This window comes from Pseudomonas sp. URIL14HWK12:I12, assembly GCF_003097135.1.
GTDB lineage: Bacteria > Pseudomonadota > Gammaproteobacteria > Pseudomonadales > Pseudomonadaceae > Aquipseudomonas.
Genome location: NZ_QEQL01000004.1, coordinates 218442 through 229690, shown reverse-complemented (window position 1 = coordinate 229690; position 11249 = coordinate 218442). Strand labels below are relative to the sequence as shown.

The following is an 11249-nucleotide window of genomic DNA, read 5'->3' as shown; positions in this document are numbered from 1 at the left end:
GCACAACGCAATAACAACAAGGGGTGGGCAGCATGGCTGGGCTCGACAAACGTGTGTATTCCTACGAGGAGGCCCTGGCGGGCCTGGCCAGCGGCATGACCGTGCTGGCAGGCGGTTTTGGCCTCTGTGGGATTCCGGAGAACCTTATCGCGCACATTCGCACGCTCGGGGTGCGTGACCTTACGGTGGTCTCCAACAACTGCGGTGTAGACGGCTTCGGCCTGGGGGTGCTGCTTGAAGACCGGCAGATCCGCAAGATGATCGCCTCCTATGTGGGTGAAAACGCGCTGTTCGAGCAGCAACTGCTCAGTGGCGAGCTGGAAGTGGAGCTCACTCCACAGGGCACGCTGGCCGAGAAGCTGCGTGCCGGCGGCGCCGGTATTCCCGCATTCTTTACCGCCACCGGGGTGGGTACGCCCGTGGCCGATGGCAAGGAGGTGCGCGAATTCGACGGCCGGCACTACCTGATGGAACGGGCCATCACCGGCGATTTCGCCATCGTCAAAGGCTGGAAGGCTGACCATTTCGGCAACGTGGTCTACCGCCACACCGCGCAGAATTTCAACCCACTGGTGGCCAGCGCCGGGCGCATTACGGTGGTGGAGGTGGAAGAGATCGTCGCCCCCGGCGAGCTGGACCCGGCGCACATCCATACCCCAGCGATCTTCGTGGACCGGGTGATCCAGGGCCGCTTCGAAAAACGCATCGAAAAACGCACCTTGAAGGCGTGAGGACAACACCATGGCACTGACCCGCGAACAAATGGCCCAGCGCGTGGCGCGCGAACTTCAGGACGGCTACTACGTGAACCTGGGCATCGGCATCCCGACCCTGGTGGCCAACTATGTGCCCCCCGGCATGGACGTGATGCTGCAGTCGGAAAACGGCCTGCTGGGCATGGGCGAGTTCCCCACCGAGGCCACGGTGGATGCCGACATGATCAATGCCGGCAAACAAACCGTCACCGCCCGTGCCGGGGCGTCGATCTTCGACTCGGCCACGTCCTTCGCGATGATCCGCGGCGGCCATGTGGACCTGACCGTGCTCGGCGCGTTCGAGGTGGATGTGCACGGCAACATCGCCTCGTGGATGATCCCTGGCAAGCTGGTCAAGGGCATGGGCGGCGCCATGGACCTGGTAGCCGGTGCCGAGAACATCATCGTGGTGATGACTCATGCGTCCAAAGACGGCGAATCCAAGCTCCTGCCGCAGTGCACGCTGCCGCTGACGGGTGCCGGGTGCATCCGCCAAGTGCTCACCGACCTTGCCTGGCTCGAGATTATCGACGGCGCCTTCGTGTTACGCGAGCGAGCGCCGGGGGTGAGTGTGGAGGAGATCAAGGCCAGGACGGCGGGGAAGCTGGTGGTTGAAGGCGAGATTCCCGAGATGACCTTTACCTGAAGCGCTGGCCTGCACGTCGCCCGGCAAGCCGCCCTCCCACAGGGGTAAGCGGCGCTGCTGGGTGTTTGTGGGAGGCCGGCTTGCCGGGCGACGTGTAGGGTCAGCCACCCTCGCACGGATTGACCTGCCTCAGGCGCGTTTCTTCTCGACCTGCGCCACGGCTGGTTGCAGCAGGGCATAGAGGTTCTTGGGATCGGCCAGCGCTGGTACCAACTCAATGGCCCGGCCGATTCCCAGGGCCTTCGCTGCATCCATCACATAGCGCAGCGCCGAGTAATCTTCGATGGCGAAGCCCACCGAGTCGAACAACGTGACCTGCTCATCGCTCTGGCGGCCTGCCTCGGCCCCGCTGACCACTTGCCAGAATTCAGTGACCGGCGAATCGGCCGGCATCTGCTGGATCTCGCCTTCGATACGGCTCTGGGGTTCGTATTCAACGATCACCCGCGCCCGCTCGACGATCTCGCGGTGCAGCTCGGTCTTGCCTGGGCAGTCGCCGCCAACCGCATTCAGGTGCATGCCGGGCTCGATCATCTCCGGCGTGAGGATGGTGGCGTAGGCTTTGTCGGCCGTGACCGTGGTAACGATATCGGCGCCACGCACCGCTTGTGCCACGGAATCGGCACGGACCAGGCGCAGGCCCGGGTAGGCCGCCAGGTTTTCAGCCAGCTTGGCCGTAGCCTGCGGGTCAATGTCGAACAGGCGGATCTCCTCGATGCCCAGCAGCGCGTGAAAGGCGATTGCCTGGAATTCGCTCTGGGCGCCGTTGCCGATCAATGCCATGCACCGGCTGTTCGGCCGGGCCAAGTGGCGGGCGGCCAGGGCCGAGGTGGCGGCGGTGCGGATGGCGGTGGTCAGGGTCATTTCGCTCAACAGCAAGGGCTTGCCGGTGTCGACATCGCCCAAGGCGCCGAAGGCCATGACGGTGAGCATGCCCTGATGCGTGTTCTTGGGGTGGCCGTTGACGTACTTGAAGGCATAGAGGTTGGCATCGGAGGCTGGCATCAGCTCAATCACGCCATCAGGTGAATGGTTGGCCAGGCGCGCGCATTTTTCGAAGTCGTGCCAGCGCAGGTAGTCCTGGCGGATGTATTCGGCCATCTCTTCGAGCATGGCGGGCAGGCCTTTGCGATTGACCAGGCGGGCGAGGTCGGTGACGTCCAGGTAATGAGTCATGGTGCGGTCCTTTTTTATCGTCGAGTTTCGGGTAAGCGGGCGAGGCGGCTATGGCGCACCTCGGGTCAGTCGGTGGTTTCGCTGAAGTCCATCTGCCGGTAGGGCACCAGCCGGCTCTTGTGCCGGAGCCGATACCCCAGCCAGATCAGCAGGAACAGCGGAATGCCCAGGTAGGTGGCAGCAGCGCCGTACCAATCGATGCGGTCTTGCAGGAATGCCTGGTAGTTCTGCCCCAGAGTGATCAGCAGGCACAGCGCGAAGGCGAAGATCGGCCCGAACGGAAACAACCGGGCGCGGTAGGGCAGTTGGGAGAGGTCGCGGCCTTGCAGCAGGTACCCCTTGCGGAAGCGGTAGTGGCTCACCGCGATGCTCAGCCAGATGATGAATTCAGTCATGCCGGCGGTGTTGAGCAGCCAGATGTATACCTCTTGGGGGCTGGCAACGGTGCTGACGAAGCACAGCGCCGCCAGCGCCACTGTGGCCAGCAGGGCATTGAGCGGTACGCCATTGTGGGTCAACCGCCCCAGCGCCCGTGGTGCCTTGCCCTCGCGGGCGAGGTTGTAGAGCATGCGGGTGGCCGCGTAGAGGCCGGAATTGCCTGCCGAAAGCACCGAGGTCAGGATCACGGCGTTCATCACCGCCGCTGCACTGAGCAGCCCGGCATGCTCGAACACCAAGGTGAAAGGGCTCACGGCGATGTCGCCAACGTCGTTGCGCAACAGCTGCGGGTCGGTATAGGGGATCAGCAGGCCGATCACCACGATGGCCAGCACGTAGAAAAGCAGGATGCGCCAGAACACCTGGTTCACCGCCTTGGGCACGTTAACCCGTGGGTTTTCCGACTCGCCGGCGGCGATACCGACGAATTCGGTGCCCTGAAAGGAAAACGCCACGATCATCGCCACCCCCAGCAGGGTCGCGAAATTGCCGGCGAACGGCGCCTCGCCGATCGTCCAGTTGGCCACCCCGGCGTGCTCACCGCCCTGAATGATGCCCAGCAGCATGGCAATCCCGGTGACGATGAACGCCACCACCGCCACCACCTTGATCAGCGAAAACCAGTATTCGCTTTCGCCGAAGCCTTTGACCGACACCGCGTTCAGGCCGAACATCAAGGCCAGGAACAGAGCGCTCCAGGCGGCGCCGGGCACCCCCGGGAACCAGTAGGCCATTACCAGTTGCACGGCTACCAGGTCCACCGCCACGGTAATGGCCCAGGAATACCAGAAGTTCCAGCCCAGGGCGAAGCCGAAGCCTTCGTCCACGTAACGGGCCCCGTAGGTGGCGAATGAGCCGGACACCGGCATGAAGGCCGCCAGCTCACCCAGGCTGGTCATGATGAAGTACACCATCACCCCGATCAGCACGTAGGCCAGCAGGGCGCCGCCGGGCCCGGCCTGGGCGATGGTGGCGCCGGAGGCGACGAACAGCCCCGTGCCGATGGCCCCGCCCAGGGCGATCATGGTGAGGTGGCGCGCCTTGAGCTTGCGTTGCAGGTGCGGCGCTTCAGGTTCAGGTACCGAGGTGATGCGCTGATCGATGCTATGGGCCATGGTCGGGCTCTTGTTGGTTGTGGGGCGTCGATGAGGTACGAGGGCTGGGCGGGGTGCTCAGCGCGTGGGCCTGGCCAGGGTGCTCTTGCCGAACAGACTCTGGATCAGGTCCACCATCAGCTCGGCCGTCTGGTTGCGAATGTCCAGCGCCGGGTTCAGCTCGACGATGTCCAGCGAGGCCAGAAGCCCGGTGTCGGCGATCATCTCCATGCACAGTTGCGCCTCCCGGTAGTTCGGGCCGCCGCGCACGGTGGTGCCGGTGCCGGGGGCGATGTCCGGGTCAAGGAAGTCGACATCGAAGCTCACGTGCAGGTGATAGTCGTCAGTGAGGTCGGCCAGGGCGCGCTGCATCACCGCACGCATGCCCAGCTCGTCCACCGCGCGCATGTCGTACACCTCCAGGCCCAACTGCTGGATCATTCGTTTCTCTGCATCGTCCACGCTGCGCTGCCCGACCTGGCGGATGTCGCGGGCATCGAGCGCGGGCAGGTGCCCGGCCAGGTTCGCCAGGGCCTGCGGGCCGAGGCCGCAGAGGCTGGCTACCGGAATGCCGTGCACATTGCCGCTGGGGGAAATGTCGGGCGTGTTGCAGTCGGAGTGAGCGTCCAGCCAGATCACTCGCAGGCGCTTGCCGGCCTCGCGGCAGTGGCGGGCGACCGCGCTGATGGAGCCGGTCGCCAGGGTGTGGTCGCCGCCGACCATGATCGGTACGCGGCCCTGGCGCAGCTGCGCATACACCGCGTCATGGGTGGCCTGGTTCCATGCGACGCATTCGGCCAGGTTGCGCAGGCCCTCGTTGGCCGGCTCACGGCCGGAACGGGGGTTGGCCGGGCCGGTGAGGTCGCCGGTGTCGAGCACCTGCACGTTAAACTGCGCCAGCGCCGGTACCAATTGGGCCACGCGCAGCGCAGCCGGGCCCATGGCCGCCCCAAGGCAGCCGGCGCCGACATCGGTGGGTACGCCAATCAGCGCGGCGTGAACAGGGGAGAGGGTTCTTGTGGTTATGGGCATGCTGCCTCCTGCTTGTGTGATGCAAAAGGCTCTCATGCCCTGGCGGCAATCCAAATCGGCAACTTTGTGTTAAAACAGCATGATTTTTGGCATTTTGATTGGCGAGAATAGCGATATGTACAACCTCGATCAGATCGATCAGAAACTCATCTCCCTGCTGCGCCATAACGCCCGTGAAAGTATCGCCACCTTGGCTACGCGCTTGGGCGTCTCACGCGGCACCGTGAACAACCGCCTGCGCCGGCTCGAAGATGCCGGGATGATCGTGGGCTATACGGTGCGCCTTCGCCCGGAGGCCGACACCGGCGGGCTGCAGGCCTGGATGAGCATTGCCATCGAGGGCAACGACGCCCGGCGCGTGACGGCATCGCTGTTGGGCGAGCCCAGCGTGCTGGCGCTGCACGCAACCAACGGCCGCTGGGACCTGCTCGCCGAGCTGCAGGTGTCGACGCTGCCGGAGCTGGCCCGAGCGCTGGAGCGTATCCGCCTGATCAAGGGCATCAGCCAGTCGGAAACCAGCATCCATCTGGAGACGGTGCGGGCAGCGTCTTGAGGGGCTGGCTTAAAGTTGCGCAGCGCGCAGCAGCGCCTGGGTGTAGGCATGCACGGGCGCATGCAGCACTTGGGCGGTGGTGCCCTGTTCGACGATCTGCCCGTCCTTGATCACGATCACTTCGTGAGCCAGCGCACGCACCACCGCCAGGTCGTGGCTGATGAACAGGTACGTCAGGCCATGGCGCGCCTGAAGGTCGCGCAGCAGCGCCAGCACCTGCTTTTGCACGGTGCGGTCCAGTGCCGAAGTGGATTCGTCGAGCAGGATCAACTCGGGCTTGAGCACCAGCGCCCGGGCAATGGCCACGCGCTGGCGCTGGCCCCCGGAGAACTCATGGGGGTAGCGGTGGCGGCTGGCTGGGTCCAGGCCCACTTCCTCAAGCGCTTGAATCACCCGTTGTTCACGCTCGCTGGCGCTGAGTTGGGCATGGGCTTCGAGCCCTTCGCTGACGATCTGCGCCACGCTCAGCCGTGGGCTGAGGCTGCCGTAGGGGTCCTGGAACACCACCTGCATGCGCTTGCGCCAGGGCCGTAGCTGTTTCTCGCTCAGGTTCTGCAACGGCTGGCCGTTGAAATGGATCAGCCCTTGCGCCGGCAGTAGGCGCAGGATGGCCTGGCCAAGGGTGGATTTGCCCGAGCCTGACTCACCGACGATACCCAGCGTTTGCCCACGGCGCACCTGCAGGCTCACGTTATCGACCGCCTTGATTACCTGCGAAGGGCCACGCAAAAAACCGCCACCGAGGCTGTACCAGACTTTCAGGCCCTTCACTTCCAGTGCCACCGGCGCATCGGCTGCCGGCACTGCGCAGCCGGCCGGTTCCGCATCCAGCAGCAACCGGCTGTAGGGGTGCTGGGGGTGAGTGAACAGCTGCTCACAGGGGGCCTGCTCGACGACCTTGCCCTGTTTCATCACGCACACGCGCTGGGCGATCCGGCGCACCAGGTTCAGGTCGTGGCTGATCAACAGCAACGACATCCCCAGCCGCTGCTGCAGCTCGCGCAGCAACTCCAGGATCTTCTGCTGCACGGTCACATCCAGGGCCGTGGTGGGTTCGTCGGCGATCAGCAGGTCAGGCTCGCAGGCCAGCGCCATGGCGATCATCACCCGCTGGCGTTGCCCTCCGGAAAGCTGGTGCGGGTACTGCTTCATGCGCTGGGCAGGTGCGCTGATGCCTACCAGTTCAAGCAGCTCCAGGCTGCGCAGGGTGGCGGCCTTGCCACTGAGGCCCTTGTGCACCAGCAAGGTTTCGCCGATCTGCCGCTGCACTGTGTGCAACGGGTTCAGCGAGGTCATCGGTTCCTGGAAAATCATCGCCACCCGGTTACCACGGATATGCCGTAAGACGTGTGCGCTGGCGCCGAGCATCTCCTGGCCGCGGTAGCGAATGCTGCCGGTGCAGGTGCACGCCTCAGGGCTAAGCAACTGCAGGATCGAATGCGCCGTCACCGACTTGCCCGAGCCGGATTCGCCCACCAGCGCCAGGCACTCACCTTGCTGGATGTCCAGGTTAACGCCGGCCAACGCTGGCAGGCCCTGAAAGGTTACGGTCAGGTCGCGGATCTGAATCAACGCTTCGCTCATCGCGGGTCTCCGTCAGTGGCGCGGGTCGAAGGCATCGCGCAGCGCCTCGCCGATGAACACCAGCAGGCTCAGCAGCACCGCGAGGGTGAAAAACGCCGTCAGCCCCAGCCAGGGCGCGGTGAGGTTTTCCTTGCCCTGGGCGATCAGCTCACCCAACGAAGCACTGCCCGCCGGCATACCGAAGCCCAGGAAGTCCAGCGCGCTCAGGGTAGAGATGGCCCCGGTGAGGATGAATGGCAAGTAGCTCAAGGTGGCGGTCATGGCGTTGGGCAGGATGTGCCGCAGGATCACCCGGCGGGTCGGCAAGCCCAGCGCTCGTGCGGCCTTGACGTACTCCAGCTTGCGCCCGCGCAGGAACTCGGCGCGCACCACGTCCACCAGCGCCAGCCAGTTGAACAGCGCCATGATCCCCAGCAGCCACCAGAAGTTGGGCTCGACGAAGCCTGAAAGGATGATCAGCAGATACAGCACTGGCAGCCCGGACCACACTTCCAGCAGGCGCTGGCCGATCAGGTCGACCCAGCCGCCGTAGAAACCCTGTAGGGCACCGGCGGCCACGCCAATCACCGTACTGACCAGTGTCAGCGCCAGTGCGAACAGCACCGACACCCGGGTGCCGTACAGCACCCGCGCGGCGACGTCCCGCGCCTGGTTATCGGTGCCCAGCCAGTTCACCGCAGTGGGTGGGCTGGGCGCGGGCCGGCCCAGGTCGTAGTTGGGGGTGTCGGCACTGAACGGGATCGGCGGGAACAACATCCAACCGCCTTGGCTCTGGATGAGCTGGCGGACGTAGTCGCTGCGGTAATCGGGCTGAAAGGGCAGCACGCCCCCCAGCTGCTGCTCGGTGTAGCGCTTGAACACCGGGAAGTAATAGTGCCCGCCTGCTTTGAGCAGCAGCGGCTTGTCGTTGGCCAACAGCTCCGCGCCCAGGCTTGCGCACAGCAGCACCACGAACAGCCACAGCGACCACCAGCCGCGGCGGTTGCCGCGAAAGCGCGCCAGGCGCCGGCGCGCCGGAGGGGATAACGGCATCAGGCGCTCCTCGCGGAAAAGTCGATGCGTGGGTCCACCAGCAGGTAGCACAGGTCACCGAGCAATTTGATCAGCAGGCCCGCCAGGGTGAAGATGAACAGCGTGCCGAACACCACCGGGTAATCCCGGGCCACGGCCGCCTCGTAACTGAGCCGGCCCAGCCCGTCGAGGGAGAACACCACCTCGATCAGCAGCGAGCCTGCGAAAAACACGGTAATCAGCGCTTGCGGCAGGCCCGCCACCACCAGCAGCATGGCGTTGCGGAAGATGTGGCCGTAGAGCACGCGCCGTTCGGTCAGGCCCTTGGCCCGGGCGGTGACTACGTACTGGCGGGTGACCTCGGTGAGAAAGGCATTCTTGACCAACACCGTGAGCGTGGCGAAGCCCCCAAGCACCAACGAAAGCACCGGCAGCACCAAGTGCCAGAAATAGTCGGCCAGCTTGCCCACGAAACTGAGCTGCTCGAAGTTATCCGAGGTCAGGCCGCGCGCCGGGAACCAGTTCAGGCCCGTGCCGCCGCAGAACAGCACGATCAGGAATATCGCCAACAGAAATGGCGGCATTGCATAGCCCACCACGATAGCGGTGCTGCTCCACACGTCGAAATGGCTGCCGTGGCGTACCGCCTTGCGAATGCCCAACGGGATCGACACCAGGTAGGTGATCAGCGTGGCCCACAACCCCAGCGAAAGGGTGACCGGCAACTTCTGCAGGATCAGGTCGGTGACCTTCGCACCCCGGAAAAAACTGTTGCCGAAATCCAGCACCGCGTATTGCTTGAGCATCAGCCAGAGGCGCTCGGGGGCCGGCTTGTCGAAGCCATAGTGCTGCTTGATGCCCTCGATCAGCTTGGGGTCGAGCCCGCGGCTGGCGCGCGAGCTGGCGCCGCCCGCATCCCCTGCGCTGCCCGCTACCCCTGAGGGGCCACCAATGCCCTGCAGGTGCGCGATGGCCTGTTCCACCGGGCCACCGGGGGCGGCCTGAACGATCACGAAGTTGACGATCAGGATGATCAGCAGCGTCGGCACGATCAGCACCAGCCGGCGTAAGGTATAAGCAAGCATCAGTGCCCCTCCCGCGCCTTGAGCGCGCGCATCTGGTCGTTGGTCAGGGCGGTGGGGCTGACTTCCCACCAGGTGTCCAGGGCCTCGTTCTGGGGGGCCGGGTGCTCGGGGATGCCGAAGCGGTTCCACCACACCGTCGAGCTGCCGGGCGGGTAATAGTTGGGCACCCAGTAGTAGCCCCACTGCAGCACCCGGTCCAGCGCATGCGCCCAGGTGACCATCTCATCATGGGTACGTGCACGGGTCAGGCCGTCGATCAGGTGGTCGACGGCCGGGTCTTTGAGCACCAGGTAATTGCTTGAGCCACTGTCGCTGGCCGAGCGCGAGCCGAAATAGTTGTACAGCTCAAGGCCCGGCGATTCGCTCATCTGGTAACCGCTGACGATCATGTCGTAGTCGCGTGCCATCAACCGGTTGATGTACTGCGAAGGGTCGATGCGGCGGATCTGCAGGTCGATGCCGATCTGCTTGAGCGTTCGTTTCCACGGCAGCAGCAGGCGCTCCACACCGTTCTGGGCGTTGAGGAAGGTGAAGGTCAGCGGTTGCCCCTCGGCGTTCACCAGGCGGTCGCCGTCGGCGTGCCAGCCCGCCTGTTCGAGCAGGGCCAGCGCTTGCAGTTGCTGGGGGCGCAAGTTACCGCTGCCGTCGGTCTTCGGTGGCGCGAAGGCCGGCCCGAACACCTCGTTGGGCACCTGACCGCGCAGTGGCTCCAGGATCTTGAGCTCCTCGGGCGTGGGCGGTGCGGTTGCAGCCAGTTCGCTGTTGGAGAAGTAGCTGCGCTGGCGGATGTACATGCCGCGCATCATCTGCCGGTTACTCCATTCGAAGTCCCACAGCATCGCCAGTGCCTGGCGCACGCGGCGATCCTTGAACACTGGCCGTTGCAGGTTGAACAGGTAGCCCTGCGCCGGCTGCACGGCCTTGGGCGCCAAGTGGCCGCGTTGCAGGCGGCCGTCGGTGAGTGCGGGGCTCTCATAACCGATGGTGTAGGCGGTGGCGGAAAATTCGCGGTTGTAGTCAAAGCCGCCACCGCGCAGTACCTGGCGCGCGACTTCGGTGTCGCCGAAGTACTCCACCGTTACCTTGTCGAAGTTGTACATACCGCGCGCCACTGGCAGGTCTTTGCCCCACCAGTCGGGGTTGCGTTCGAACGTGATGCTGCGGCCGTTGTCGACCTTGGCCACCCGATAGGGGCCGTTGCCCAGCGGCGCTTCGAAGCCGCCACCGTTCTCGAAGTCGCGGCCTTTCCACCAATGCTCGGGAAACACCGGCAAGCTGGCCAGGTCCAGCGCCAGGCTATGGCTGGCGCCTTCGGCCAGGTCGAAACGCACCTGCCGTTCGCCCTCCACCGTCACAGCGCCCACATCGGCAAAGCGAGTGCGGTACTGCAGGCTGCCCTTGTGCATCAACAGGTCGTAGGTATAGCGCACGTCTTCGGCGGTGATGGGGGTACCGTCGGCGAAACGCGCTTTGGGGTTCAGATAGAAGCGCACGAAGCGCTCCTGAGGGTCGCGTTCGATCTTTTCGGCGATCAGGCCGTAGACGGTGTAGGGTTCGTCGAAGCTGCGCACTGCCAGTGGCGAGTACACCAGCCCCTCGACCTGGCTGACGCCTGTGCCATTGTCGATGAAAGGCATCAGGTGATCGAACCCACCGATCTCCAGCGCCGAACGCCGTACGCTGCCGCCTTTGGGGGCGTCGGGGTTCACATAGTCGAAATGCTGGAACTGAGGGCCGTACTTGGGGGCTTCGCCGTAAACGGTCAAGGCATTTTGTGGGGCTGCCAGGCAAGCGAACGGCAGCAGGCACAGCGCGAGCAACAATCGGGTCATCGAGACTGGCCGCCCCATCATGCGAAAGAGGTGGCGCGCCGGG

10 protein-coding genes are annotated in these 11249 nt (G+C 64.8%); 3 read left to right on the top strand and 7 right to left on the bottom strand.

Going from position 1 to position 11249, the window contains the following annotated elements:
* Nucleotides 1-32: 32 nt before the first annotated feature.
* Nucleotides 33-731, top strand: coding sequence for a CoA transferase subunit A (locus F474_RS13755; protein ID WP_097085054.1), 699 nt, complete (start codon nt 33-35; stop codon nt 729-731).
* A 10-nt stretch (nt 732-741) separates the two neighbouring features.
* A complete protein-coding gene (locus F474_RS13750) occupies nt 742-1401 on the top strand; it encodes a CoA transferase subunit B (RefSeq protein WP_097085055.1) in 660 nt (219 codons plus the stop codon).
* A gap of 129 nt (nt 1402-1530) precedes the next feature.
* Here the strand turns inward: F474_RS13750 and F474_RS13745 are convergent, their stop codons facing one another.
* The 3 genes from F474_RS13745 to rocF form a co-directional block, all read right to left on the bottom strand.
* Nucleotides 1531-2577 (bottom strand): ornithine cyclodeaminase, encoded by a 1047-nt coding sequence (locus F474_RS13745; protein ID WP_097085056.1) that lies wholly within the window; start codon nt 2575-2577, stop codon nt 1531-1533.
* 65 nt (nt 2578-2642) lie between these two features.
* The gene (locus F474_RS13740; RefSeq protein WP_371916142.1) at nt 2643-4106 is read right to left on the bottom strand and encodes an amino acid permease; all 1464 of its coding nucleotides are present in this window, start codon (nt 4104-4106) and stop codon (nt 2643-2645) included.
* An 81-nt stretch (nt 4107-4187) separates the two neighbouring features.
* Nucleotides 4188-5141, bottom strand: coding sequence for an arginase (gene rocF, locus F474_RS13735; RefSeq protein WP_097085058.1), 954 nt, complete (start codon nt 5139-5141; stop codon nt 4188-4190).
* Between the two features lie 115 nt (nt 5142-5256).
* On the opposite strand from rocF, the gene F474_RS13730 reads away from it, so the two are divergent.
* Entirely contained in the window at nt 5257-5694 is a 438-nt protein-coding gene (locus tag F474_RS13730; protein WP_097085258.1) for an Lrp/AsnC family transcriptional regulator, read from the top strand.
* 9 nt (nt 5695-5703) lie between these two features.
* Here the strand turns inward: F474_RS13730 and F474_RS13725 are convergent, their stop codons facing one another.
* From F474_RS13725 to F474_RS13710, 4 genes are read right to left on the bottom strand one after another with little or no spacing between them, the layout of a single operon-like run.
* Entirely contained in the window at nt 5704-7278 is a 1575-nt protein-coding gene (locus F474_RS13725; RefSeq protein WP_097085059.1) for an ABC transporter ATP-binding protein, read from the bottom strand.
* 12 nt (nt 7279-7290) lie between these two features.
* A complete protein-coding gene (locus tag F474_RS13720; protein WP_165830324.1) occupies nt 7291-8313 on the bottom strand; it encodes an ABC transporter permease in 1023 nt (340 codons plus the stop codon).
* Nucleotides 8310-9374: a microcin C ABC transporter permease YejB gene (locus F474_RS13715; protein ID WP_097085061.1), complete on the bottom strand. Its 1065-nt coding sequence runs from the start codon at nt 9372-9374 to the stop codon at nt 8310-8312. The genes F474_RS13720 and F474_RS13715 overlap by 4 nt, the downstream gene beginning before the upstream one ends.
* Complete coding sequence (locus tag F474_RS13710; protein ID WP_371916143.1) at nt 9374-11224, bottom strand: extracellular solute-binding protein; 1851 nt, start codon at nt 11222-11224, stop codon at nt 9374-9376. Before F474_RS13710 ends, F474_RS13715 begins: the two co-directional genes overlap by 1 nt.
* Nucleotides 11225-11249: the final 25 nt, after the last annotated feature.